Source organism: Streptomyces sp. NPDC002788 (assembly GCF_053592115.1).
In genome coordinates this window covers 202,111-227,871 of sequence record NZ_JBSFVB010000010.1, presented here as the reverse complement: position 1 = coordinate 227,871, position 25,761 = coordinate 202,111, and the positions used below count along the sequence as shown (strand labels likewise).

The following is a 25,761-nucleotide window of genomic DNA, read 5'->3' as shown; positions in this document are numbered from 1 at the left end:
GGCTCGGCAGTCCACGTCCGGATCGTCTCGTTCACAGCTGCGTCGGCTGGCGCTCGGTCAGGCCGTACGTCTTCGCGATGCCGTTCCACAGCCTGGCCGCCTCGGCCTTCTCGGCGCTCGCGACGCCGCTGGCGCGGTTGCCGGCCTGGGTCTGGCCGGTGACCCGGGCCTGGCCCTTCCGGCAGCCCTTCTTGCCCGCGGTCTGGTCGGCCCAGGCCGCGTAGTGGTTGTCGGCCGAGGCCGAGGCCTGCCACGCCTTGGTGAGGGCGGTGGTCAGCGCGGCGTGGTCGGGCAGCCGGTCGACCTGGATGCCGCCGAGCCGGGTGACCAGCTGGTTGCGCTGCTTGGCCGCTTCACGCAGGTCCTTGGCGGCCTGGGGGAGGTTGTCGCAGCCCTTGACGTCGGCGACCGCGTTGATCACGGCACTGCGGCTGTTGCCGCTGTCGGCGAGCAGCTTGTCCAGCTCGACCGCCTGCGCCCGGGCCGGGTCGGCGGACGGCGAGGCGGACCGGTCCGTCGCGGGCGCGGAGGCGGCCACCGTCTTGCTGTTGCCGCCCCCGTCGCCGTCACCGCCTCCGCCGGCGAGCAGCGCGCCGGCGCCGACGCCGAGGACGGCTATGCCTATGCCGACGGCGGCGATGACGGGTACGCGCGAGCCGGATCGACCGCCGGGCGACCGGCCTCCGGCGGGCGGTGCGTAGGAGGGCTGGGGGGCGCCGTGCGAGCGCTGCTCGATGCGGGGCAGCTGCTGCGTGGCCCCGGCCGGGCTCTGTGCGCCCTGTCCACCGCGGAAGAGACTGTCGAACTCGGAGGGCGGCTGTTTCTCCCCGCCGCCGGGCACCGGCTCGATGAACCGCGTCGCCTCCGCGTCCGGGTTCGAGGCGGGCGGCAACGGCCCGGCTCCCGCACCGGCAAGCGGCCCGGTCCCGAGGAACCGCGTCGCCTCGGGGTCCTCCCCCGCGGGCCTCTCGGGCGGCAGCGCGCCGGGTCCCACCGGGGGTATGTACTGGGTCGCCCCCTCGTCGCCGGCCGCGGCCACGGGCGGCAGGTACTGCGTCGCCGCGGCCGCCGCGTCCCCCTGGACGGGAGGCAGGTACTGGGTGGCGCCCTCGTCGGACGCCGGGTGCTGGTGGCCGGCTCCGGCAGCGGGCGGCAGCGGGGCACCCGCCCCGGAGGCCCCGTAGGCGCCGCCGGCGGCTCCGTACGCCCCGGAGGCCGGGGAGCCGTACCCGGGGGCCGCCTGCGGCGGCCCGCCTGCCGCGGAGGAGCCGTACGCGTCAGCGGCCGGCGGCGGAAAGCCTCCCCCCGGAGCGGAGCCGTACGCGCCGGAGGCCGGCGGCAAGCCGCCCCCGGCCGGAGAGCCGTATCCCCCGGCCGGGCCGGCGCCCTCCACGGGCAGCCCGGCCGAGCCGCCGGGCTGCCCGTACGAGCCGGTGCCGTACGGCCCCGCGGGCGGCTGGGCGGCGTACGGGTTCGGCGTGCCCTGCGCCGGGAACGCTCCCGGTCCCTGTGCGCCGGGTGTCGCCTGCTGGGCGCCCCAGGCCTGCTGCTCCGGCGTCGTCCACTGCTGGGGCTGGGGGGACTGCCAGGTCTCGCCCGGCGGTGGGGGCGGGGTCTGCTGGTCGGGTCCCCACGGCTGCCCCCAGTCCTGGCCGCCCGCGGGGGCGGAGGCCGGGGGCCGGCCGGTGGAGGGCGGGGCGGGCCGGCCGCCGGAAGGGGCGTCGCCGGATCCGCCCGTCATGCCCGGCAGCAGGGGTGCCCCACCGTCCGAGGGCAGCACGATGCCTTCGCGCGCGGGGCGCGCCGAGGGCTCCTCGCCCTGTCCACTCTGCGTCACCGGGACTCCTACTAATGGGGGACCTTGTGAATCGTCGGCTCACGCTACCGGGTCCCCGTAGCCCGGTGCCACGCCGCACAGGGCCTGACCTCCAGCCCTGTGAGCGCGGTTACACCGCCGGGTCACGGCACGCCGTTCATGTCACCTCCTGCTCGCCCAGCGGCCGTCCCCACACGTTCACGCATCCGCAGACCTCGTGCTCACGCGGCCGCCTGCAGGTCCAGCCGCGCCCCGAACTCCCGCACCACCGCCTCGTCCCGGTACGGCTCCAGCCGCTGCTGGAAGTCCTCCAGGTACTCGGCGCCCCGGTTGGACCGCAGCCCCTCCAGCAGCTCCACGGCCTTCATGCCCGTGCCGCACGCCTCCTCGATCTCGCGCTGCTGCACCTGCGCCGTGGCGAGCAGCACATAGCCGATGGCCCGGCGGCGTGCCCGCGACTGGGGATGCCCGGCCAGAGACTCCTGCGCGCACCGCGCCGCCGCCTCGGCCTGCCCCAGGTCCCTGTGGCAGTGGGCCAACTCGTCGGCGAGATAGGCCTCGTCGAAGTGCGCGATCCACGCCGGGTCGTCCCCGGCGGCGGAATCGGCCGCCTCCAGGGCGCTCACCGCGCGTCCGGCGCAGGACTGGGCGGCGCGCGCGTCGCCCAGCAGAGCGTGCCCGCGCGCCTCCGCCGCGTGGAACATCGACTCCGCACGCGGCGTCACGCGCCCTCGCGCCCCCTCCTGCGCCGCCCGCGCCAACTGCGCGATCTCCCGCGGGTTTCCGAGCTGCGCGGCGAGGTGGCTCATGGAGGCGGCCAGGACATACCCGCCGTAGCCCCGGTCCCCGGCCGCCTGGGCCAGTCGCAGCGCCTGGATGTAGTAGCGCTGGGCGAGGCCCGGCTGCCCCGTGTCCACGGCCATGTACCCGGCGAGTTCGGTCAGCCGGGCCACCGCGGCGAAGAGGTCTCGCCCCACCGCCTCCCGGTACGACCCCGCCAGCAGCCCCGAGACCACGCTGTTGAGGTAGTGCACGACGACCGGCCGCACGTGCCCGCTGCCGTACTGGTGGTCCAGATCCACCAGCGCCTGCGTCATGGCCCGGACCGCCTGCACGTCGGACTGCCCCACCCGCGGCCCGGCCGACCGCGACACCTGCCCGTCGGGCACGGAGATCAGCCAGTCACGGCTGGGCTCGACCAGCGCGGACGCGGCGACGGAGGAGCCGGACAGGAAGTCCCGCCGCCCCACGTCGCTGCGCCACAGCTCGCAGACCTGCTCGATCGCCCCCAGCACCGTCGGCGAGAACTGGAGACCGACCCCCGAGGCGAGGTTCTTGCCGTTGGCCATGCCGATCTCGTCGATCGTGACCGTACGGCCGAGTTTGCGGCCCAGCGCCTCGGCGATGATCGCCGGGGCCCTGCCCCGCGGTTGCTGCCCGCGCAGCCAGCGTGCCACGGACGTCTTGTCGTAGCGCAGGTCGAGACCGTGCTCGGCTCCGCACATGTTGACCCGGCGGGCCAGGCCGGCGTTGGAGCATCCGGCTTCCTGGATGAGCGCCTGGAGCCGTTCGTTCGGCTGCCGGGCGACGAGCGGCCTTGCGGCCATGGCGTACCCCCTGTGGCTGCGGTGCCTGCCCACGCACCGAGTTGACGTGTCTTCCGCGGCCGGGTCCCTCGCGTCCCGGCGAAAGGATCCGGCCGTGAAGATCAATGCCCCGCCGACCAGGCGAAAATGCGAGGCATGTGAGGATTGCCGGGGTAACGGCTGGTGCCGGCCCCACTCCTGGCTACCCACCTCCGGCCACGGATCCTCGTGCGCGCCCCCGCACATGCCCCGATGCGCCCCGGCCGGGGAAGCGATGCTCCTCCCCGCGCACACGGGCGGGCGTAACCCCCGGTGACGACCAGAGTTGTGTTCATCGTGGAAGAGACGATCGCGGGCACCGAAGCCGCTCAGATCCCGAAGCAGCGCGGGGAATCGCTGCTGGAGACCGCCGTTCGCTACGCCGAGGAGCGCCACTGGGACGTGTTCCCCGGCGCCTGGCTGGAAGCCGTCGACGGAAGTCAGCGCTGCTCCTGCGGTGACGCGGCGTGTCCGGCGCCCGGCTCGCACCCGGCGCGCCCGGACTGGGCGACGCAGGCGACGGGCAGTGCGACCGTCGCGCGGCGGATGTGGCAGAAGCAGCCGGCGGCGTCGATCCTGCTGCCCACGGGGCGGACGTTCGATGCGATCTCCGTACCGGAGACGGCCGGGTTCCTGGCGCTCGCGCGGATGGAGCGGATGGGGCTGACCCTGGGGCCGGTGACGCTCACGCCGGACCGGCGGATGGAGTTCTTCGTGCTGCCGGGAGCTTCGGCGAAGGTGCCCGATCTGGTGTGCAAGCTGGGGTGGTCGTTGTCCTCGCTGGACCTGACCGTGCTGGGTGAGGGGGCGTATGTGGCCGCGCCGCCCACGCGGTTCGGGGCTCGGGGGGCTGTGCAGTGGGCCTGCCGGCCGACGCCCGCGAATCGGTGGCTGCCGGATGCGGAGGAGTTGATCTCGCCGTTGGCTTATGCGTGCGGCAGGGATCGCTGAGGGCGCCTTCTGTCCTGCCTGGTCCGTGTACGCCGGCGGCTGCGGGGCGTTCGTGGTCGCTCGCGCGGTTCCCCGCGCCCCTTCACGTTCCGCTTCTCCACCGTAGGGTTCAGGGTGACGGAGGGAGACGCGGTGGGAACCAGCGCTGTGCGTGTGCGGGGGCTCTGGAAGCGGTTCGGGCAGCAGGTCGCCGTTGCGGGGATCGATCTCGACTTGCCCGCGGGCAAGTTCATCGGGCTCGTCGGGCCGAACGGGGCCGGGAAGACCACCACCTTGTCGATGGTGACCGGGCTGCTCCGGCCCGACCACGGAACCGTCGAAGTGGTCGGGCACGACGTGTGGCAGGACCCCGTCGAGGTGAAGGCCCGCATCGGGGTGCTGCCGGAGGGGCTGCGGCTGTTCGAGCGGCTGTCGGGGCGGGAACTGCTGGCGTACACCGGGCGGTTGCGCGGGCTGCCCGGCACCGAGGTCGACAAACGGGCCACGCAGCTCCTCGACATCCTCGACCTGGCCGGCGCCCAGCACAAGCTCGTCGTCGACTACTCGACCGGCATGCGCAAGAAGATCGGGCTCGCCGCCGCCCTCCTCCACAATCCCGAAGTGCTGTTCCTGGACGAGCCGTTCGAGGGTGTCGACCCCGTCTCCGCCCAGACCATCCGGGGCGTCCTCGAGCGGTACACGGCCTCCGGCGCCACGGTCGTGTTCTCTTCCCACGTCATGGAGCTCGTCGAGTCGCTGTGCGACTGGGTCGCCGTGCTGGCCGGCGGGCGGATCCGCGCCACCGGCACCCTGGCCGAGGTGCGCGGCGACGCGCCCTCCCTGCAGCGGGCGTTCCTCGAACTCGTCGGCGCCCAGAGCCGGGACGCCGGGTCCGACCTCGACTGGCTGGGCGGCGGGTCCCGGTGAGCGCCCCCGCGATCACCCCCGTCTTCGTACGGCTGAAGCTGTCGCTGCTGCGCAACGGTCTGCGGCGGTCCGGTGGGCGCAAAGCCGCCTACATCGCCTCGGCCATCTGCGCCCTGCTGTTCGCCGCGTTGCAGCTGATCGGCCTGATCGCGCTGCGCGGGCACGCGCACGCCGAGTCGGTGGTCGTACTGGCGGTGGCGGTGCTGGGGCTCGGGTGGGCGGTGATGCCGCTGTTCTTCCCCGGCGGTGACGAGACCCTCGATCCGACCCGCCTGGTGATGCTGCCGCTGCGGCCCCGGCCGCTGGTACGGGCCCTGCTCACCTCCTCCCTGGTCGGCATCGGGCCGCTGTTCACGCTGTGCCTGCTGGTCGGTTCCGTGGTCGCGGTGGCCGAGGGCGGGGCGGCGTTCGTGGTGGGCGCGGTCGCCGTCGTGCTGGCGCTGCTGGTGTGCGTGGCGCTCGCCCGGGCCGTCGCCGCCGCCAACGTCCGGCTGCTCACCAGCCGCAAGGGCCGGGACCTCGCGGTGCTGAGCGGACTCGTCATCGCGGTCGGGGCGCAGGTCGTCAACTTCGGCGCGCAGCGGCTCGGGGCGTCGGGGCTGGGCGAGCTCGACCCGGCGGCGGAGGTGCTGCAGTGGGTGCCGCCCGCGTCGGCGATCGGCGCCGTGCACGCGGTGGGCGAGGGGTCGTACGGACTCGCCGCCGCCCAACTGGCGCTGAGTGCCGCCGCACTGGTGACGCTGCTCGCGGTGTGGTCGCGGCACCTGACCCGGCTGATGACCTCGCCCGACGGCTCCACCCTGGCCGCAGCGGAGACGGCCGCCCGCGAGCGGACCTCGACCGGGCTCGGGCGGCTGCTGCCCGGGGGCCGTACGGGCACGGTCATGGAGCGCAGCCTGCGGTACGTGTGGCGCGACCCGAAGACCAAGGCGGCCTGGGTGACCTCGCTGGCCATCGGGCTGATCGTGCCGGTGTTCAACGCCTGGCAGGGCACCGGGTCGGTGTACTTCGCGTGCTTCGCCGCCGGGATGCTCGGCATCCAGATGTACAACCAGTTCGGGCAGGACACCTCCGCGTTCTGGATCGTCGCGATGACGATCTCCTCGACCCGCGACGCCTACGTCGAGCTGCGCGCCCGCGCCTTCGCCCTGCTGCTGATCACCCTGCCGTACGCCACCCTCGTGACGGTCCTGACGACGGCCGTGCTCGGCGACTGGCGGCGGCTGCCCGAGGCGCTCGGCCTGTCCTTCGCGCTGCTCGGCGCGATGCTCGCGACCGGGGCGTGGACATCCGCCCGCTTCCCCTACTCCATCCCGCAGGAGGGCCACAAGAACGTCGCCCCCGGGCAGACCGGACTCGCCTGGATCTCCATCTTCGGCGGAATGATGGCCGCCGCCCTGCTGTGCGCGCCCGTCATCGCGCTCACGATCTGGCTGAACGTGAGCGCGGACGGCGACGACCTCACCTGGCTGCTGCTGCCGGCCGGCACGGTGTACGGGGCGGCGCTCTCGGCGGTGGGGCTGCGGCTGGCCGCGCCAAGGACGGCCCGGCGGCTGCCGGAGATCCTGGCGGCGGTCAGCAAGGGTTGACGCGTGGGCTGACAAGGCGGCGTGTGTCAGTTGTGGTTGAGCGAGTCCAGGAACGGCTCGATCGCGGCGCGCCAGGCCTCCGGCTGGTCGTAGTGCACCAGGTGGCCGGCGTCGGCGACCTCCGCGTACTGGCCGAGGGGCAGGACCCGCACCATCTCCTGGGCCTCCGCGCGGCCCAGTTCACCGTCCAGGCCACGCACGACCAGCGCCGGGCACCGCACCTGTGCCAGCTCCTCCCAGTGCGCGTCGTACACCCAGGTCTCCCGCGAGCGCAGCATCTGCTCCGGTTCGAAGACCGGGCGCCAGCCGTCCTGGGACTCCGCCATCACCTCGGCGTAGAACTCGCCGCGGGCCGGATTGGGCCGCTCCACCCAGGGGTCGTCCTCGCCGAACCACTTGCGGACGTCGGCGAGTGTGGCGAACGGCAGCGGCCAGGACTTGAACCACTGGTCCCACTCGCGCTGTGAGGCGGCACCGAGGGCGGAGGCCCGCATGTCGCAGATGATCAGGCCGCGGACCAGGTCAGGACGCCGCGCGGCGAGCTGCCAGGCGGTCAGCGCGCCCATGGCGTGGCCGATGAGGACGACCGGGTCGAGGCCCAGCTGCTCGAGCGCGGCCTCCGCGTCGTCGACGTAGGCGTCACGGGTGAAGGACCCCTCCGGGGGCTTGTCGCTGCGGCCGTGGCCGCGCTGGTCGAGGGCGACGGCCCGGTACCGCTCGGAGAGCCAGCGGGCGGTGGGCGCCCAGTGCGAGGCGCGGCCCATCAGACCGTGCAGTAACAGCACGCCCGGGGAACCGTCCGGGGCGGGATCCGCGCCCCGGGCGTCCTGTGCCTCGTGGGCCGGATCGGGCTTGGGCGGGTCGCCGAACTCCCAGGCCGCGAGGCGTACGCCGCCCGTCCCGCTCACGTCGATGCGTCGCGCCATGTCCTGGCACCCCCCAAGCTTCGCGCGGACCGCGGCCCGGTCGGCCGGTTCGGTCCTGGAGCCGTGTTCTGCCTGCTGTGCCTGTTGTCGTGCGTGCTGCCGTGCTTGTCGCCGTGCGTCGCCGGTGCACGGGTGCCGTGCCGAGTGCCGTGCGCCGCTCGCAGACTATCGAATGGACATTCGAAGATGGCGTTTGGGCGGGCAACACCCCTCATTCGAGTGACCGCCCTCGGGGATTGATCGCCGCTGCCGAGGGGAGATCTTCAACGGGAGGCGGACCGCTCGGGGAAAAACGGTCCGAGGGGATGACCCTGAGAGCTCGGGGCTCCGGGTCAGCACAGGGGAGGACAGGCCCCGGCGCCATGCGGCGCCGGGGCTTTCCCACGTCTGCACGGCACATCCTCCCGGCCCCCTCCCCGGCCGGGCGACATCGCTGTCAGGCCGCGGCCAAGAACCCCTCAGGTCATATGCCTCACGCGACAGCGTCGCACGGGAAGCGGACGAGCGCTGCCATTCGGCGGACTGAATACAGGATTCGGTAGGGATCACGCCAACGCCGCAAGGGCTCCGCCCGCGGCGGGAGTTGCGCCGCTGCGGGCACGCGGCCGGGCACGTGGCCGGGCCCGCGCCGCGGCTCGCGACCAGGATCGCGGCCGGGCGCGCGGCCGGGCTGTGGGCCGGGCGCGCGACCGGGATCATGGCCGGGCGCGCGGCCGGATCGCGACCCGGCTCGGGCCAGGCCCGCGGCCGGGCTCGGCGAACGGAATCGTGGCCAGGCCCGCCTCAGGGCCAGGCACGCGGCCGGGGCTCAGGGCTTGGCGACGAAGACGTGGGAGGCCACGTCCGACTCCAGCTCGGCCGCCTCGCCGCCGCTGCCGACCAGCACACCGCCCGGAGATTCCGTCACGCTCACCACCGAGCCGGGCTGAACGCCCGCCCGCCGCAGCGTGTACATCAGCTGCGCGTCCGTCTGGATCGGCTCGCCGATCCGGCGCACCACGACCGTCTTGCCCTCGGCGCCCGGGTCCAGGCTGGCCAGCGACACCATGCCCTCGTCCAGGAACGGGTCGGCGCCGTCCTTCTCGCCGAGCTCCTCCAGCCCCGGGATCGGGTTGCCGTACGGCGACTCCGTCGGGTGCCGCAGCAGCTCCAGGACACGGCGCTCCACGGCCTCGCTCATCACGTGCTCCCAGCGGCACGCCTCCGCGTGGACCTGCTCCCACTCCAGACCGATCACGTCGACGAGCAGACACTCGGCGAGGCGGTGCTTGCGCATCACGCGCGTGGCGAGGCGGCGGCCCTCGTCCGTGAGCTCCAGGTGCCGGTCGCTCGCGACGGACACCAGACCGTCGCGCTCCATCCGCGCCACCGTCTGGCTGACCGTCGGCCCGCTCTGGTCGAGCCGTTCGGCGATACGGGCGCGCATGGGGACCACACCCTCTTCCTCCAGCTCGAGGATGGTGCGGAGATACATCTCCGTGGTGTCGATCAGTCCGGACATACGTGCCCCTCGAATGAGATCTGCCGGAGGCTGGACGGCTCACCGGCGTGTGCGCTGGCCCTGCACCCAATTCTGCCGGATACCACCGACAACCGTGCCGCGGGAGCGGAAGCAGGGGTTACACGCGCTGGAGGGAGGGTACGGCCTTCCCCTTCAGGCACGTCCCCGCTGCCCGTCGGCTCCCGGGAGCACGCGCTCACGGCCGTGTTGACACCACGCTGGTCCAGACCGCACCGTGATGCGCGACACAGCCCACCAAGGCCCAGCCTGAAGGGATCCGCATGAGCGACCGCGCGCCGGCCGGCCAGTTCCTCGACGCCGCGATCGACCTGCTGCGGCGGGTCCGCGACGAGGAGGCCGACAGCATCACGGCGGCCGGGACGCTCCTCGCCGACACGGTCCAGAGCGGCGGCCGGCTCTTCGCCTTCGGCGCCGGGCACTCCTCCCTCGCCGCGCAGGACCTCGTCTACCGCGCCGGCGGTCTCGCCCTGATGAACCTGCTCGCCGTCCCGGGTGTCGTCGGCGTCGACGTGAGGCCCGCCCCGCTCGGCTCCGCCCTCGAACGCGTCGACGGCCTCGCCGCCGCCGTCCTCGACAGCTCCCCCCTCCGCGAGGGCGACGCCCTGCTGATCGTCTCCCTGTCGGGGCGCAACGCCCTCCCCGTCGAGATGGCCGTGAACGCGCGCGCCCGCGGCGTGAAGGTCATCGGCGTGACCTCCGTGGCCTACGCCTGCGAGACCACGTCCCGGCACTCCTCCGGGACGTACCTCAAGGACCACTGCGACCTCGTCCTCGACTCCAAGATCGCGGTCGGCGACGCGGAACTCAGCCACGACGACATCCCGGCCCCCTTCGCCCCCGCCTCCACGGTCGTCACCTCGGCCCTCCTCCAGTCCGTCATGGCGACGACCGCCACGGCCCTCGCCGACCGCGGCATCGAACCACCACTGCTGCGGTCCGGGAACGTCGACGGGGGGCACGAGTGGAACGCCCGGGTGATGGACCAGTACGGGGACCGGATCTTCTACCGCCACTGAAGGAGGCCGTGGCGGGCGCGCCTCGCCGGGCCCGCGGGCGACCCGGCGTCCGGGCGCACCACGCGTGTCACCCACCGCCGGTCACTCGCGCCGAACACCTCTCCGCCGCACCCCGGACCAAGACACCCCGGACCAAGCCCGCACCCCACCCCGCCGCCAGGGGCCGATCAGCTCGGCTCCGCCCTCCCAGGGCCCTCCGCCCATCACCCCGAGCGCCCCGCCCGGGCGGGCCCCACCAGCCGCTCACCCCTCCCCCGACAGCCCCGCCAGATCCAGCGCCGCGGCGATCCGCACCGCCACGTCCTCCGCGTACATGGCGTCCGAACGATCGAAGGCGCTGCGGCCGGCACCGCGCAGGAACGTCACGACGCCCAGGGCCCGGCCCCGGCTGCGCAGCACCGCGCACAGGGCGTGCACCGCGTCCGGCGGCCACTGACGGGCCAGGGCCCAGGCACGGGCCTCCTCGGGCGAGGCGGCACCCGCACTCGCCCGCAGTGCACCGGCCCGCTCCACGCACTGCAGGGCCGGATGCCCCTCGGCGTAGCGCACGGGCAGACCGGCCCGGCCGGCGAGTGTGCTCGGGCCCGGAGCACCGGAAGGTGTGGCGGCGACCCGGACCAGACGCACCGGCCCACCGGCCTCCGGATCGGCCGACGCCCCGCCGGCGACCCGGTCGATCAGCGCGTGATCGGCGAACCCGGCCAGAGCGAAATCCAGATGGACGGTGGCCGCCTCCACCGGGTCCTCGCACTCGGCGGCAGCCCGCGACGCCCGGTGCAGCTGCTGCGCACGGAACCGCAGCAGCGACGCCTCCTGCTCGGCCTGCTTGGCCTCCGTCACGTCCTGGAACAACCAGCCAACACCCAGCGGAACCGGCTCCTCCGCGAGCGGCGACGCCAGCCGCAGGAAGCCACTGCGCCAGCACCGCCGCTCCTCCCCCTCCGACGCGCGCACACTCACCCACACCTCGGCCGGCGCGGGCGGCGCACCCTCCGCCAGCACGTGCTGCAGCGCGCTCTCCAGCTCCTCCACACCCTGCGACAGCAGCTCCCCGAGCGGCCGCCCCAGCACCGACGTACGCCCCGTGCCCAGCGCCCGGGCCGCGTGCGCGTTCACCACGGCGGGCCGCAGGTCGACGTCCACCAACACGACACCCCAGCTGGCGTCCTCGAACAACGCCTCGCTCAACGCGATCGACCGCTCCAGATCGATCTGCGCGTGCACCTCGCTGAACGCGCAGTACACGCCCGCCGGCTTCCCGTCGGTCCCGCGCACCCCCGCCGACTGCGTCCGCACGAGCACCCGCCCGCCGTCCTTCGTCAGCAGCGCGAACTCGTGCACCTGCCGCCCCGGCGCGTGCATCGCCGACAGCAGCCGCCCCTCGACCTCCTCGGCGTCCGCACTGCGCACGGCCCACCCGGCCAGCCCCCGCCGCCCCACGGCCTCGTCCGCGCTCCAGCCGAGAATCCGCTCGGCCTCACGATTCCAGTGCGTCACGACCCCGTCGGCGTCGAACGCGCACAGCGCCGCGTCCATCCCGTCCAGCAGCGCGGCAAGCAGATCAGAACCATCCGAACCGTCGCGCTCGGGCTCGTCCGGCCCCAGCTCGTCGGTGATCCCACTACGCCGGGAAGCACTCACCTGGACCCCCTGCAGGCTGCGTCCGCACGTCCGGCACGCCGGTTCGCTCCTTGCAACCATTCAACTGGAACGTGATCCAGCGCACACCGAGTTCCCAGAACATTGAAGGAATCGTTGTACGGCGGCAATCCCCACGTCAACGCCCCCGGCACCGCCCCCGCCGACCGCGTCGCCAGCCGGTCGCCACGCTCAGTCGATCAACGGAACGGCCCCGCCACCGCTCCCCCGCCGCGCGTACACCTCCATCTCGATCCTCATCCGCGGATCGGCGAGCCCGCACACCAGCATCGTCGCGGCCGGCCGCACCTCGCCGAAGTACTTCCGCAGCACCGGCCAGCACGGCTCGAAGTCCTCCCGCACCGGCAGCATGTACCGCACCCGCACGACGTCCGCGAACGAAGCCCCCGCTTCCGCCAGCGCCGCCCCGATGTTCCGCAGACACTGCTCCGCCTGCTCCACCACGTCCTCGGAGATCGTCATCTCCGCGTAGTCGAACCCGGTCGTCCCCGACACATGAACCCGGTCCCCGTCCACGACGGCCCGGGCATACCCGATCCGCTCCTCGAACACCGAACCACTGAGAATCGCCTGCCGCCGCGTCATGGGGTCAAGGTCTCAGAAAAACGGTTGATCCGAGGCCGAACGGTTTCTTAGGGTTCCAGGCACACGAGAAGGGAGGTGGTTCGGCAAATGTACAAGAACCGGACGCGTGAGGTGGCTGCGGGCTAGCGGCCCGACACCACACTCGGTGCGGTGCCGGACCAGCGCGTGAGCGAGACGTGCAGCCGGCCCAATCTCAAGCAGTCACCCGACCCGCGAGTCGCCGGTACGTCCGGCCGGCTCCTCCTGCGGAGGAACCAGACTCGCGGGTCGTCTGGGTTTTCGGGGGTGTGAGCGTGACGGGTGCGTGGCGCGAGGAGCGGTACGCGCTCGGACCGCGGCACGGCCCGTTGCGCGAGGCGATCGGTGCGGAGCTGGACCGGTCCGCGGGCGTGAGACGCGCTCACGGCCCCACCCGGAACCGGATGAGGCCGTGTGCGGGTCGGGCTCAGTCGACGATGTCCTCGTAGCCCTCGATCTCGCGGGGGTCGCGGGTGCCCGGGCCGACGTAGCGGGCCGAGGGGCGGACCAGGCGGCCGGTGCGCTTCTGCTCGAGGATGTGGGCGGACCAGCCGGCCGTGCGGGCGCAGGTGAACATGGACGTGAACATGTGCGCCGGGACCTCGGCGAAGTCCAGGACGATGGCCGCCCAGAACTCGACATTGGTGGCGAGGACGCGATCGGGGCGGCGAGCGTGCAGTTCCGCCAGGGCCGCCCTCTCCAGGGCCTCGGCGACCTCGAAGCGGGGGGCGCCCAGCTCGCGGGCCGTGCGGCGCAGGACCCTCGCCCTCGGGTCCTCGGCACGGTAGACGCGGTGGCCGAAGCCCATGAGGCGTTCGCCCTTGTCGAGGGTCTGCTTGACGTACGCCTCGGCGTCGCCCGTCCGCTCGATCTCCTCGATCATGTGCAGGACCCGGGAGGGGGCGCCGCCGTGCAGCGGACCTGACATGGCGCCCACCGCGCCGGACAGCGCGGCCGCGACGTCCGCGCCGGTCGACGCGATGACCCGGGCCGTGAACGTGGAGGCGTTCATGCCGTGCTCGGCGGCGCTCGTCCAGTAGGCGTCCACCGCCGCCACGTGCTTGGGGTCCGGCTCGCCGCGCCAGCGGATCATGAAGCGTTCGACGACGGACCGGGCCTTGTCGATCTCGCGCTGCGGCACCATGGGCAGGCCCTGGCCGCGGGCCGACTGGGCGACGTAGGAGAGGGCCGTGACGGCCGCTCGGGCCAGGTCCTCGCGGGCCTGTTCGGCGTCGATGTCCAGGAGGGGTTTCAGGCCCCAGACCGGCGCCAGCATGGCCAGGGCCGACTGGACGTCGACGCGGATGTCGCCGGAGTGGACGGGGATGGGGAACGGTTCGGCGGGCGGCAGGCCGGGGTTGAAGGCGCCGTCGACGAGCAGACCCCAGACGTTGCCGAAGGAGACGTGGCCGACGAGGTCCTCGATGTCGACGCCCCGGTACCGGAGTGCGCCGCCCTCCTTATCCGGTTCGGCGATCTCCGTCTCGAACGCGACGACTCCCTCGAGCCCGGGTACGAAGTCGGACATCAGGCGGCTCCTCGTGGTGTAAGTGACAGATGGTGTGGCGTGGGGCGGGGCGAACGAACCATGTGTCAGTCAGTGGCGCAGCGGGCGACCGTCCGACGGATCCACGGTCGTCTACGGCGACTCGTGGTCCTGGCCGGTCCCCCTGTGATGCCCCGTGCGGCTGGCGGTCACCCAACCGGAACGGCACGGAAACGATATCCCCGAGTGTCACCTTTGGGGAGGGGTCACGGCACTCAGTGCCATGCAGTGACGAAGGACACCGTCCGTACGGCAAGATGACCGGGTGACCGACCGCGACGCCGCCCCCTTCGATCTGGCCTCGATGCGCAAGCAGTACCGGGCCGAGGGGCTCTCCGAGACCGAGCTGGCCGCCTCCCCCGTGGAGCAGTTCGCGCGCTGGTTCAAACAGGCCGCGACGGACGGCGGGCTGTTCGAGCCGAACGCCATGGTCGTCTCGACGGCCGACGCCGAGGGGCGGCCCAGCGCCCGTACGGTGCTGCTGAAGCACTTCGACGAGCGGGGCTTCGTCTTCTACACGAACTACGACTCCCGCAAGGCGCGTGACCTGGCGGAGAACCCGTACGTCTCGCTGCTGTTCCCCTGGCATCCGATGGCCCGGCAGGTCATCGTGTCCGGGGTGGCGCGGCGCACCGGCCGGGACGAGACGGCGGCGTACTTCCGGACCCGCCCGCACGGATCGCAGCTGGGGGCGTGGGCCAGTGCCCAGTCCTCGGTGATCTCCACCCGGGCCGACGTCGACGGCGCGTACGCCGAGCTGGCAGCCCGCTACCCGGAGGGCGAGCGGGTCCCCGTGCCCCCGCACTGGGGCGGTTTCCGGGTGGCCCCCAAGACGGTGGAGTTCTGGCAGGGCCGCGAGAACCGGCTGCACGACCGGTTGCGGTACGTGGAGCTGGCGGACGGGAGCTGGCGGGTGGAGCGGCTCAGCCCGTGAGGTTCTGGGCTTCCCTCAGACCCGGGACGATGCCCTCGGTCACGAGCCGGTCGACCACGCGCTCTGCGAGGCGCGGCGCGCTCCGGGGCCCGCGTCGCGGTCCGCGGCCGTCTGAACTCGGTGCCCGGCAGTGCGGACCCGGGCGGGCCGGCGGCTCAGCCCGCTTCGCCCGCCTCGCGCGCCACACGCTCCAGCCGGAGCCGGTGAGTCTCCCACCATGCCCGGTCGCCCGGGGGCATGTGGCCCTTGCCCGGCGTCAACCCGACCGCCCCGTCGACGAGTTCCCGCACGATGTCGGCGTGGCCCGCGTGCCGGCTGGTGTCGGCGACGACGCGCACCAGGATGTGGTGCAGCGTGGTCTCGCGCCGCTCCTCCGGCCACCAGGGGACGCGACCGATCGCGTCCAGCGGCAGCGTCGCGATCGTGGTGTTCGCGTGCTCCCAGGCCCGGCGGTAGAGCCCGGTGATCTCCTCGCGTGACTCGTCCGCGGTGGCCCACATGTCGGCGTTGGGTTCGGCGTCCTGCGTGTACCACCAGGACGGCGGGTCCTCGTCGAAGAACGGCCGGCCGAACGTGTCACCGAAGTAGCCCAGCTCCACCCCGGCGGCGTGCTTGACCAGCCCCAGCAGATTCGTGCCGGTCGGGGTCAGGGGTCGGCGGACGTCGTACTCCGGGAGCCCGTCGAGCTTCCACAGCAGGGCGTCACGAGCCTCTTGGAGGTAGCGGAGAAGGTCCGACTTCGGGTCCGGTGCGGTCATGCCGGGCAGTCTTCCACCCGGCACTGACAACCGGGCCGGCCCGCGCTCCGGCCCGCGCTCACCGGCTAGCCCTCCAGGCCCGTGCTCTCCAGCGCCGCCCTCTTCTTCCGGCCGCGGCCCACCTGGGTGCGTACCGCGCCCATGCTCGCCGCGATGACGAGGGCGATCGCGGCGGCCTCCATGGCGGTGAGGGCCTGGTCGAGGACGAGGAAGCCGGCCGTCGCGGCGAGGCCCGGTTCCAGGCTCATCAGGATCGCGAAGGTGGAGGCGGGCAGGCGGCGCAGCGCGAGGAGTTCGAGGGTGTAGGGCAGGACGGAGGAGAGCAGGGCCACCGCCGCGCCCAGGCCCAGCGTCACCGGGTCGAGCAGCTTGGTCCCCGACTCGGCGAGGCCCAGGGGCAGGAAGAGCACCGCTCCGACCGCCATCGCCAGGGCGAGGCCGTCCGCCTGCGGGAAGCGGCGGCCCGTACGGGCGCTGAAGACGATGTAGGCCGCCCACATGGCGCCGGCGGCCAGGGCGAAGGCCGCTCCGGTGGGGTCGAGGCCGCTGAACCCTCCCCCGCCGAGGAGGAAGACACCGGCGAGGGCGAGTACCGCCCAGACGACGTTGATCGCGCGGCGGGACGCCACGACCGACAGCGCGAGCGGGCCGAGGACCTCCAGGGTGACGGCGGGACCCAGCGGGATACGGGCGACGGCCTGGTAGAAGAGGCCGTTCATCGCGGCCATGGTGATGCCGAAGACGACGACCGTGCCCCAGTCGGCACGCGAGTGGCCGCGCAGGCGCGGACGGCAGACCAGCAGCAGGACGACCGCCGCGACCAGCAGGCGCAGCGCCACCACCCCGAGGGCACCGGCCCTCGGCATCAGCGTCACCGCCAGCGCGCCGCCGAACTGCACGGAGATCCCGCCCGCGAGCACCAGGCCCACGGGCCCGAGCGAGCCGAGACGGCCCGGGCCGGCGGACGGCGGTGCCGTGGCGGCGGTGGTCGTGGGCTGGGGTGTGGCGGCGGTCTCCGGCGGGGTCACGGGCGGGTCCTGGGCTCGAAGGTCTGGTCCGGGCGTGTGCGGTGCGTAGAGGAGGATGCACTCCATGTACACCCGGATGCACTATCCGGTCCAGGGTAATGGACCCTCGTCAGGTGTGTGAACCCCTTTTGCCTCTGTCTCGGGCTGTGAGATGTCAGCGGCGGGCGAGGTACAGGTTCAGCGCCTTGTACAACAGCCGGTTGAGCGGGTAGTCCCATTCGCCGAGGTACTCGACGGCCTCGCCGCCGGTGCCGACCTTGAAGCGGAGCAGGCCCAGCAGGTCGCTGGACTCCTCCAGGGTGTCGGTGATGCCTCGCAGGTCGTAGACGGCGGCGCCGAGTTCGTGGGCGTCGGCCATCATGCGCCACTGCACGGCGCTGCTCGGCTGGACCTCGCGGCGGCGGCTGGTGGAGGCGCCGTAGGAGTACCAGACGTGGTCGCCGACGGTCAGCATGGTGGCGGCGGCCAGCACCTCGCCGTCGTGGTAGGCGAGGTAGAGCCGCATCCGGTCCGGGTGCTCGGCGGTGAGCGCGTCCCACATGCGCTGGAAGTAGGGCAGCGGGCGCGGGAGGAACCCGTCCCGTTCGGCGGTCTCGGTGTACAGCTCGTGGAAGGCCGGCAGGTCCGCCAGATCGCCGCGGACGACCTTCACCCCGGCCTTCTCCGCCTTCTTGATGTTGCGCCGCCACTGCTGGTTCAGGCCGTTGTGGATGTCCTGCAGAGAGCGTCCGGCGAACGGCACCTGGAAGACGTACCGGGGCTGGCCCGCGGCGAAGCCGTCCTCGCCGCCGGGCGCGGCCTGCCGCCAGCCCATGCGGCGGAGGCCGGCGGCGACCTGGCCGGCCCGGGGTTCGTACGACGTCGCCCGTACGTCGCGCAGCCGCCGGGCGGCCGGGTCCGCGATCGCCGCCTTGACCGTCTCGGCGCTCCAGCGGCGCACCACGACCGGCGGGCCCATCCGCACCGCGAAGGCGCCCTGCCGCCTCAGGTGCGCGAGCATCGGTTCCAGCAGACGCTCCAGACCTGGCTCGTGCCAGTCGAGGAGCGGGCCCTCGGGCAGGTACGCGAGGTACCGCGGCAGGCCGGGCAGCCGTGGCCCGGGCAGCGGGCGCAGCAGCACCAGTCCCGCGCCGACGAGCTGTCCGCCCTGGTCGAACCAGCCGAGGCTCTCGGCCCTCCAGTCGGGCTTCACCCCGCCCCAGGACGGGACCTGGGTGTGGCTGGCGGAGGGGCGGGCCGTGACGAACGCGAGATGCTCGTCTCGGGTGATCGGCTGGACGCGGACGCTCATGCGCGGGCTCCTTCGAGCAGCGGCCCTCGACGGGCAGTGGCTGGTCCCGAGAGCCTAGGAGCGGCTCCCGCCCAGCCCGGCTCAGACACTCGGGTCGGCTCGTCCGGTGGCCCGAACGCCTCACGCGCCCGCGCGCCGGTGCCGCGGTGCCCGTTCCTCGTCCAGCGCCTCGGCCAGCACCTCCGCCAGATGCCTCCCCCGCACGCCCGCCAGCTGCTCCAGCTGGGTGCGGCAGGAGAAGCCGTCCGCCAGGACCACCGCTGCCTGCGGAGCGTCCCGTACCGAGGGCAGGAGCTGTTCCTCCGCGCAGGCCGCGGACACCTCGTAGTGGCCCTTCTCGAAGCCGAAGTTCCCGGCGAGACCGCAGCATCCGCCGCTCAGCTCCCCGGCGAGCAGGGCCGCCTCCCGCAGCCGGCGGTCGGCGGCGTCGCCCAGCACCGCGTGCTGGTGGCAGTGGGTCTGCCCGGCCACCGGGCGGTCCACGCGCGGCGGGGTCCAGCCGGGGGCGTGGCGCTCCAGCGTCTCCGCGAAGGTGAGGACCTTCGTGGCGAGGCGGGCCGCGCGCGGGTCGTCGTGCAGCAGCTCCGGGACGTCCGTGCGCAGGGCGGCGGCGCAGCTCGGCTCCAGGACCACGACCGGGGCGTCGGTCTCCAGCACCGGTTCCATCAGGTCGAGCGTGCGGCGCAGGACGGCCCGGGCGCGGTCCAACTGGCCCGTCGACACGTACGTCAGCCCGCAGCAGACCCGGCCCCGGCCGCGCAGCAGGGACAGCGGGTCGAGGGCGACCGTCCTGCCGTCGCCCACGGGCGGCTTCGCCAGGTGCACGGTCGGTGGCAGCGCCACCCGCAGCCCGGCCGCCTCCAGCACGCGAACGGCGGCCTGCCCGACGGCGGGTGAGAGGTGCTCGGTGAAGGTGTCGGGCCAGAGGACGACGAGATCACCCTGCCCGGCGCGCGCGCCGCCCCCGCCGTCCCCCTCCCTCCTTCGCCGCTCCCACCACCGGCTGAACGTCCGCGGCGCCACCCGGGGAATCGCCCGCTCGGGCGCGATCCCGCCCAGCCGCTTCGCCGCCCAGGCGAAGGGCCGTAGCCCGGACAGCGCGTTGACCAGCCACGCCGTGCGGGTGCGCGAGACCACCCGGAGCCACACCGGCAGCCGGCCCATCGCGTAGTGCGCGGCCGGGCGGCGCCGCCCGGCGTAGTGGTGGTGGAGGAACTCCGCCTTGTACGTGGCCATGTCGACCTCTACCGGGCAGTCCGAGCGGCAGCCCTTGCAGGACAGGCACAGATCCAGCGCGTCCCGTACCTCGGTCGAGCGCCAGCCGTCGGTCACCAGCTCACCGGCGAGCATCTCGTGCAGCAGCCGGGCCCGCCCGCGCGTGGAGTGCTCCTCCGCGCCGGTCGCCCGGAAGGACGGGCACATGACGGCGGAGCCGGACACCGACGCCGTACGGCACTTGGCGACGCCCACGCAGCGCCGCACCGCTGCCGAGAAGTCACCGCCGTCGGCGGGGTAGCCGAAGGCGACCTCGACGGGCTCCCGCGGCAGGACGGAGAAGCGGAGGCCGGAGTCCAGGGGCGCGGGGCGGACGAGCATCTGGGGGTTCAGCAGGTCGTCCGGGTCCCACACCCCCTTCACCCTCTCGAACAGGCCCACCATCTCCTGCCCGTACATCCTGGGCAGCAGCTCCGCCCGCGCCTGCCCGTCCCCGTGCTCCCCGGACAGCGAACCCCCGTGCGCCACCACCAGCTCCGCGAGCTCCTCCGAGAAGCGTCGGAAACGCGCGACTCCGGCCTCCGTCAGCAGGTCGAAGTCGATCCGGACGTGGACGCACCCGTCCCCGAAGTGCCCGTACGGCGTGCCGTGCAGGTCGTGGGCGGCCAGCAGCGCCCGGAAGTCCCGCAGATACGGCCCCAGCCGGCCGGGCGGCACCGCGCAGTCCTCCCAGCCGGGCCACGCCTCCCTCCCGTCCGGCATCCGGGTCGCCGTACCGCTCGCGTCCTCCCGGATCCGCCACAGCGCACGCTGCCCCGCCGGGTCCGTGACGACCATCGCGTCCACGGCATCGGCCGCCCGCACGATCGCCTCCGCACGCGCGCGTGACTCCGCCGCCGACTCCCCGCCGGTCTCCACGAACAGCCAGGCCCCGCCCCGGGGCAGTGCGGCCGCCGGCGGTACCAGGTCCGCCGCCATGCCCTCCACCGTCAGGGGGCCGAACGGCAGCAGCCCGGCCGCGGCCTCGGCCGCCGCGCTCTCGTCGGCGTACGCCAGCACGGCCAGCGCACGCGTGCGTGGCGCCTCGACCAGCCGTACGACCGCCTCCGTCAGCACGCCGAGGGTGCCCTCCGAACCGCAGAAGGAGCGGGCCACGTCGGCGCCCCGCTCAGGCAGCAGGGCGTCCAGCGCGTACCCGGAGATACGGCGGGGCAGCTCCGGGAATCCGGTGCGCAGCCGGGCCAGTTCGCCGTCCACCAGGGCCCGCAGCCCGTCCGGTGCCCCGGCCCAGTCCCGCCCGAGCCGCAGCCGCTCCCCGCGCACGGTGACGACATCCAGCTCCCGCACACTGTCCGCGGTCGTCCCCCACGCCACGGAGTGCGAGCCGCACGAGTTGTTGCCGATCATGCCGCCGAGCGTGCACCGGCTGTGCGTGGACGGATCCGGTCCGAAGCGCAGCCCGTGCGGGGCGGCGGCCTCCTGGAGCCGGTCGAGCACCAGCCCCGGCTGCACGACGGCCGTACGCGCCTCGGGGTCCAGGGACACGAGCCGGTTCATGTACCGCGTGAAATCCAGCACCAGGCCCGTACCCGTCGCCTGCCCGGCGATGGACGTCCCCCCGCCCCGCGGCACCACCGGCACACCGCGCCCCCGGCACACCTCCAGCACCGCCGCCACGTCCTCGGCGTCTCTCGGCGCCACGACCCCGTAGGGCACGCGCCGGTAGTTGGACGCGTCCATGGTGACCAGCGCGCGGTCCATGACACCGAACCCCACGTCACCGCGGACGGCGGCGCGCAGCTCCGCTTCGAGATCCGTCATGCCTTCCAGGATGCCCGTGGCCACTGACAGTGACGACGCCTGGTCAGTGCGAACCCCCGCCCGCGGCTGTCGCGTGGGCGCGCCGCAGGGGCAGCATCGTCGGGACCGGATCGTTCGCGAGGAAGTCGAGAACGAGCCGGTTGACCTGGTCGGGCTTCTCCATGAACAGCGCGTGGGAGGTGCCTGGTACGACGGCCAGCTCCGCGTCGGGGACCGCGCGGTACAGGGCGACGGTGTGTTCGAGTGCCGGCAGGTCGTCGTCCCCGGCGAGGACCAGTGTGGGCACGCGGATGCGCCCCAGGTCGTCGGTGGAGAGGGCGGGCTGGGTGCGGATCATGTCCAGGATCTTCTCCGCGACGACAGGCCAGTGGTCGGCGCCGTCGGGCGACACGGCCGCGTACATCTCCCGGAACACCGCCATGCCGGGATCGTCGGGCGTCATGTGGTCGAAGATCTCGGGCGCCGCGACGCTCTGCGGCCCGGGGAGGAAGTTGGCACCCGCGGCCACCACCTTGCGCACCAGGTCGGGGCGGGCGAGGGCGACGAGCAGGGCGACGATCCCGCCGTCGCTCCAGCCGACGAGGTGGGCCGGGGCGCCGACGACGGTCTCGACGAAGGCGATCGTGTCGTCGGCCATGTCCTGATAGGAGAGCGGTCCGTCGACGTCGGGCGTGCGGCCGTGCCCGCGGCGTTCGGGGAGGAACACGTGAAAACGCTCCGCGAACGCGGAACGCTGGGCCTGCCACGTCTCGTTGGTACAGAAGCCGCCGTGGAGCAGGAGCAGCGGGTCACCGGCCCCCTCGGACTCGTACCACGTCCTGGCACCGGGGAGCTCGACGTATCCGCCCGTGGTTCCAGACATGTGTCCGCCCATCGCTGAAGGCCTCTCCGAGTGTGAGCGCTCGCCGCCAGTGTCCGCCGCCGTTCCGGCGGCCCGCAACACGACCACGGGGCCGGCCACCGCGGGCCGGAACGGCCCGCGGCGCCGTCTCACCCGACGGACGACGTTTCGCCCAGGTTTCCGTGAACGGCTACGCTCCCCTCCGTGGCTGAGATCCAGATTCCCTCTGACATCAAGCCCGCGGACGGACGTTTCGGCGCGGGTCCCTCCAAGGTGCGGACGGAGGCGCTGGACGCCCTCGCCGCCACCGGCACCTCCCTCCTGGGCACCTCTCACCGCCAGGCCCCCGTCAAGAACCTGGTGGGCCAGGTACGCGAGGGCATCAGTGAGCTGTTCCAGCTCCCCGACGGTTACGAGGTGGTCCTCGGCAACGGCGGCTCCACCGCCTTCTGGGACATCGCGACGCACGGCCTGATCGAGAACAGGTCGCAGCACCTCAGCTTCGGCGAGTTCTCCTCCAAGTTCGCCAAGGCCGCCAAGCTCGCCCCGTGGCTCGCCGAGCCGCACGTCATCTCCGCCGACCCGGGCACCCACCCCGAGGCGGTCGCCGAGGCGGGCGTGGACGTGTACGCGTTCACCCACAACGAGACCTCCACCGGTGTGGCCATGCCGATCAAGCGCGTGGACGGTGCCGACGAGGGCGCCCTGGTGCTCGTGGACGCCACCTCCGGCGCCGGCGGCCTGCCCGTCGACATCAGCGAGACCGACGTCTACTACTTCGCCCCGCAGAAGTCCTTCGCCTCCGACGGCGGCCTGTGGATCGGCGTCTTCTCCCCGGCCGCGATCGAGCGCGCCGAGCGCGTCCACGCGTCCGGCCGCCACGTCCCGGAGTTCTTCAGCCTCCCCACGGCGATCGACAACTCCCGCAAGAACCAGACGTACAACACCCCGGCGCTGGCCACCCTCTTCCTGCTGAACCAGCAGCTGGAGTGGATCAACGGCCAGGGCGGCCTGGACTGGTCGGTGCGCCGCACGGCCACGTCCGCGCGGACGCTGTACGGCTGGGCCGAGGACGTGAAGTTCGCGAACCCGTTCGTCACCGACCCGGCCAAGCGCTCGCAGGTCATCGGCACGATCGACTTCACCGACGAGGTCGACGCCGCCGCCGTCGCCAAGGTGCTGCGCGCGAACGGCATCGTCGACACCGAGCCGTACCGCAAGCTCGGCCGCAACCAGCTGCGCGTCGCGATGTTCCCGGCGATCGACCCGGCGGACGTCGAGGCGCTCACCAAGTGCGTCGACTACGTGATCGAGAAGCTCTGACCTTCTCCCCCGCGTGAGAGAGGGCGCCCCGCCCGTGCGGGGCGCCCTCGGTCACAGCGTGCCGCGCTGCCCGCCGGTGCCGGCGCCGCGGTCCCTGCCCGGTACGCGACGGGCGACCCGGAACCCCACGTCGTCGATCCGGAACGTCGGATGGCTCCGGCGCCGCACCGAGGCCCGGCAGCTCCAGTGCTCGTCCGACCAGCCGCCGCCGCGCAGCACCCGGTAGCTGCCGTAGACCTCGGCGTCGTAGAGGTCCCAGCACCAGTCCCAGACGTTGCCCAGCATGTCGTACAGGCCCCAGGCGTTGGGCTGTCTGCCGCCCACGGGGTGGACGCGGCCGTCCGCGGTGCCCCGGTACCAGGCGATGTCGTCGAGCGGTCCGTAGCGCGGGCCGGTGGTGCCGGCCCGGCAGGCGTGCTCCCACTCGGCCTCGGTCGGCAGCCGGTAGCCGTCGGCGCTGGTGTCCCAGTCGGCCGTCTCGGCGCCGGACCGCAGGTCGTACGCGGGGGTCAGTCCCTCGTGACGCGACAGTGCGTTGCAGAACCGGACCGCGTCCCACCACGAGACGCCCTCGACCGGCAGCCGGTCGCCCCGGGCCGTGCTCGGCCACCGGCCGGTGACCTCGGCGTACCACGCCTGGGTGACCGGGAACGCCGACAGGCGGAACGCCGCGACCTCGACGGACCAGCTGCGCTGCGACCTCCGGTCCGACAGCGTCACCTGGCCGGACGGGACGGTGACGAACTCGTTTCCCCGATCCCCACCCATGATCGCCACCTTACGCGTGAGGGCGCCCGGCCGGGACCGGGCGCCCCCTCACACCGGCGTCACGTCGCCGTACAGCTCACCCTCGGCACACCCCCGCCCCCAGGCCTGCCCCCGAACCCGAAGCTCGCCGAGCCGCCCACGGCCACATTGCCGTTGTGCGCGGCGTTGACGGCCGTGACACTCGCGCCGAGCTGCGTGTGCGAGGCGTTCCACATGTTCGTGACCGTCTGGGGGCCGCTCCATGTCCACGTCACCTTCCAGGACTTCAGCGCAACGGTGCCCGTGTTGGTCACCTTCACCTCGGCGGTGAATCCGCCGCCCCACTCGCCGCCGAGGGTGTAGGCGGCACTGCACGCGGCCGTGCCGCCACCGGGGTCGCCGGGGCCGCCCGGGCCGGGGGCGCCGGGCTCGAAGCCCGGGGCCTTGATGGGCGCCAGGTAGGCGTCCTTCACCGTGTCCACGGTCTGCCAGTCGTCCTTGAGGATGCCGCCCGTGTCCCCGGAGTTGGGGTTCCAGGACCAGAACGTCCAGTGGAAGCTGTCGGCGCCGTACGCCGACGTCGAGCGCAGGTACTTCACCAGCTCGGACAGCCACTTCTGGTCCACCGCGGGCTGGAGCGTCGTACCGAACTCGCCGAGCCAGACCGGGGCGATGTTCTGCTTGAAGACGTAACCCCAGTACTTGTCCCAGATCCCGGGCAGGTTGGCGGGGAAGGACGGGTCCGAGAACCAGGGCTGCTGTGCCACCGAGGTCGCGTAGTCGTGGGCCGAGTACACCAGCCGGTTCGGCACGTCCAGCTGGACCGGGTGCTGGGCGACGCCCATCAGGTTGCCGCCCCACCAGCCGTTCACGCCGTTGTACGACTGCACGCCCTCCACCATGATCAGCAGCTCGGGGTTGACCGACAGCACCGCGTTGCCCGCGCGCTGGGCGGCCAGGCGCCAGTCGCGGGAGGTGTCACCGCAGCCCCAGCAGGCCGGGTCGCGGGGCTCGTTGTGCAGGTCGATGCCGATCACGGTGGAGTTGCCCTTGTAACGGGCCGCCAGGGACTTGAGGTTGGTGATCCAGGTCGACTCGGGGACCGAGGACGTGTACCAGAGCGCCGACTGCCCGGCCGCGTCCGGGCGGTGCCGGTCCAGGACGATCTTCAGGCCGGACTGACCGGCGTAGGCCACGATTCTGTCCAGGACCTGCAGCGAGGTCAGGCCCCGCAGGTCGGTGTTCTTGCCGTCGTGGTTGATGCTGTCGGGCATGGTGCCGGGCTTGAGGATGTCGTCGCTGTAGGGCATCCGGATGGTGTTGTAGCCCAGCGACTTCATCTGGTCGATCATGCTCTTGTAGTCGCGCGCCCACAGGCCGTGGACGACGTGGTTGGCGGTCTCGAAGCCGAACCAGTTGACGCCGGCGATACGGACCGGCTGTCCGGCCGCGTCCAGGATCTGGCGGCCGCTGGTGTGCCAGTAGCCGGCACCGGCGGCCTTCGCGTCCACGTCGGCGTGCGCCGACTGCACACCCGCCAGCGGCAACAGGAGCGCCGCGGCGGCACACAGCGCTCTGCGCAGAGTGCGGAACATGTGGCTGCTTCCTCTCGGAGGGGGACGCGCGGCACCCGGAACGGAATGG

General features: G+C 73.2%; 20 protein-coding genes. 6 read left to right on the top strand and 14 right to left on the bottom strand.

Annotated elements, in window-relative coordinates:
* Window positions 1-31: 31 nt before the first annotated feature.
* The gene (locus ACWD1U_RS20575; RefSeq protein WP_451109328.1) at window positions 32-1,837 is read right to left on the bottom strand and encodes a hypothetical protein; all 1,806 of its coding nucleotides are present in this window, start codon (window positions 1,835-1,837) and stop codon (window positions 32-34) included.
* A gap of 200 nt (window positions 1,838-2,037) precedes the next feature.
* On the bottom strand, window positions 2,038-3,423 hold the full coding sequence (locus tag ACWD1U_RS20570) for a transcriptional regulator (protein WP_451109327.1): 1,386 nt from the start codon (window positions 3,421-3,423) through the stop codon (window positions 2,038-2,040).
* Between the two features lie 306 nt (window positions 3,424-3,729).
* Between ACWD1U_RS20570 and ACWD1U_RS20565 the strand changes: the two genes are divergently transcribed.
* The 3 genes from ACWD1U_RS20565 to ACWD1U_RS20555 all read left to right on the top strand — a co-directional run bounded on the left by ACWD1U_RS20565 (window position 3,730) and on the right by ACWD1U_RS20555 (window position 6,887).
* On the top strand, window positions 3,730-4,392 hold the full coding sequence (locus tag ACWD1U_RS20565) for a bifunctional DNA primase/polymerase (RefSeq protein WP_451109325.1): 663 nt from the start codon (window positions 3,730-3,732) through the stop codon (window positions 4,390-4,392).
* Window positions 4,393-4,506: 114 nt separating this feature from the next.
* Window positions 4,507-5,298 carry an ABC transporter ATP-binding protein gene (locus ACWD1U_RS20560; RefSeq protein WP_451109324.1) on the top strand — a complete coding sequence of 264 codons (792 nt, stop codon included), beginning with the start codon at window positions 4,507-4,509 and terminating at the stop codon, window positions 5,296-5,298.
* Window positions 5,295-6,887: a transporter gene (locus ACWD1U_RS20555; protein WP_451109322.1), complete on the top strand. Its 1,593-nt coding sequence runs from the start codon at window positions 5,295-5,297 to the stop codon at window positions 6,885-6,887. The genes ACWD1U_RS20560 and ACWD1U_RS20555 overlap by 4 nt, the downstream gene beginning before the upstream one ends.
* Window positions 6,888-6,913: 26 nt before the next feature.
* Here the strand turns inward: ACWD1U_RS20555 and ACWD1U_RS20550 are convergent, their stop codons facing one another.
* Together ACWD1U_RS20550 and ACWD1U_RS20545 are read right to left on the bottom strand one after the other, a co-directional pair.
* Window positions 6,914-7,813 (bottom strand): alpha/beta fold hydrolase, encoded by a 900-nt coding sequence (locus tag ACWD1U_RS20550; protein WP_451109321.1) that lies wholly within the window; start codon window positions 7,811-7,813, stop codon window positions 6,914-6,916.
* Between the two features lie 808 nt (window positions 7,814-8,621).
* Complete coding sequence (locus ACWD1U_RS20545; RefSeq protein WP_283971932.1) at window positions 8,622-9,314, bottom strand: metal-dependent transcriptional regulator; 693 nt, start codon at window positions 9,312-9,314, stop codon at window positions 8,622-8,624.
* A gap of 281 nt (window positions 9,315-9,595) precedes the next feature.
* Here ACWD1U_RS20545 and ACWD1U_RS20540 point away from each other — a divergent pair, with 281 nt between their 5' ends.
* Window positions 9,596-10,351, top strand: coding sequence for an SIS domain-containing protein (locus ACWD1U_RS20540; protein WP_451109319.1), 756 nt, complete (start codon window positions 9,596-9,598; stop codon window positions 10,349-10,351).
* Window positions 10,352-10,594: 243 nt separating this feature from the next.
* Here the strand turns inward: ACWD1U_RS20540 and ACWD1U_RS20535 are convergent, their stop codons facing one another.
* From ACWD1U_RS20535 to ACWD1U_RS20525, 3 genes are all read right to left on the bottom strand, one after another.
* Window positions 10,595-12,052: a PAS domain-containing protein gene (locus ACWD1U_RS20535; RefSeq protein WP_451109317.1), complete on the bottom strand. Its 1,458-nt coding sequence runs from the start codon at window positions 12,050-12,052 to the stop codon at window positions 10,595-10,597.
* 129 nt (window positions 12,053-12,181) lie between these two features.
* Window positions 12,182-12,595 carry a RidA family protein gene (locus ACWD1U_RS20530; RefSeq protein WP_451109315.1) on the bottom strand — a complete coding sequence of 138 codons (414 nt, stop codon included), beginning with the start codon at window positions 12,593-12,595 and terminating at the stop codon, window positions 12,182-12,184.
* Between the two features lie 445 nt (window positions 12,596-13,040).
* Window positions 13,041-14,141, bottom strand: coding sequence for a citrate synthase 2 (locus ACWD1U_RS20525; RefSeq protein ID WP_451109313.1), 1,101 nt, complete (start codon window positions 14,139-14,141; stop codon window positions 13,041-13,043).
* 283 nt (window positions 14,142-14,424) lie between these two features.
* Here ACWD1U_RS20525 and pdxH point away from each other — a divergent pair, with 283 nt between their 5' ends.
* Window positions 14,425-15,093, top strand: a complete 669-nt coding sequence (gene pdxH, locus ACWD1U_RS20520) for a pyridoxamine 5'-phosphate oxidase (protein ID WP_451109312.1) — start codon at window positions 14,425-14,427, stop codon at window positions 15,091-15,093.
* Between the two features lie 155 nt (window positions 15,094-15,248).
* On the opposite strand, the gene ACWD1U_RS20515 is transcribed toward pdxH, so the two are convergent.
* The 5 genes from ACWD1U_RS20515 to ACWD1U_RS20495 form a co-directional block, all read right to left on the bottom strand.
* A complete protein-coding gene (locus ACWD1U_RS20515) occupies window positions 15,249-15,851 on the bottom strand; it encodes a DinB family protein (RefSeq protein WP_451109310.1) in 603 nt (200 codons plus the stop codon).
* Between the two features lie 65 nt (window positions 15,852-15,916).
* The gene (locus ACWD1U_RS20510; protein WP_451109308.1) at window positions 15,917-16,879 is read right to left on the bottom strand and encodes an EamA family transporter; all 963 of its coding nucleotides are present in this window, start codon (window positions 16,877-16,879) and stop codon (window positions 15,917-15,919) included.
* A 154-nt stretch (window positions 16,880-17,033) separates the two neighbouring features.
* Window positions 17,034-18,170 (bottom strand): lipid II:glycine glycyltransferase FemX, encoded by a 1,137-nt coding sequence (locus ACWD1U_RS20505; protein ID WP_451109307.1) that lies wholly within the window; start codon window positions 18,168-18,170, stop codon window positions 17,034-17,036.
* A 120-nt stretch (window positions 18,171-18,290) separates the two neighbouring features.
* Entirely contained in the window at window positions 18,291-21,206 is a 2,916-nt protein-coding gene (locus ACWD1U_RS20500) for an FAD-binding and (Fe-S)-binding domain-containing protein (RefSeq protein WP_451109305.1), read from the bottom strand.
* 43 nt (window positions 21,207-21,249) lie between these two features.
* Window positions 21,250-22,068, bottom strand: a complete 819-nt coding sequence (locus ACWD1U_RS20495; protein ID WP_451109303.1) for an alpha/beta fold hydrolase — start codon at window positions 22,066-22,068, stop codon at window positions 21,250-21,252.
* A 183-nt stretch (window positions 22,069-22,251) separates the two neighbouring features.
* On the opposite strand from ACWD1U_RS20495, the gene serC reads away from it, so the two are divergent.
* On the top strand, window positions 22,252-23,370 hold the full coding sequence (gene serC / locus ACWD1U_RS20490; protein ID WP_451109301.1) for a phosphoserine transaminase: 1,119 nt from the start codon (window positions 22,252-22,254) through the stop codon (window positions 23,368-23,370).
* Between the two features lie 51 nt (window positions 23,371-23,421).
* Here the strand turns inward: serC and ACWD1U_RS20485 are convergent, their stop codons facing one another.
* A complete protein-coding gene (locus ACWD1U_RS20485; protein WP_451109300.1) occupies window positions 23,422-24,138 on the bottom strand; it encodes a formylglycine-generating enzyme family protein in 717 nt (238 codons plus the stop codon).
* 59 nt (window positions 24,139-24,197) lie between these two features.
* Window positions 24,198-25,712 carry a cellulase family glycosylhydrolase gene (locus tag ACWD1U_RS20480; protein WP_451109298.1) on the bottom strand — a complete coding sequence of 505 codons (1,515 nt, stop codon included), beginning with the start codon at window positions 25,710-25,712 and terminating at the stop codon, window positions 24,198-24,200.
* Between the last annotated feature and the right edge of the window lie 49 nt (window positions 25,713-25,761).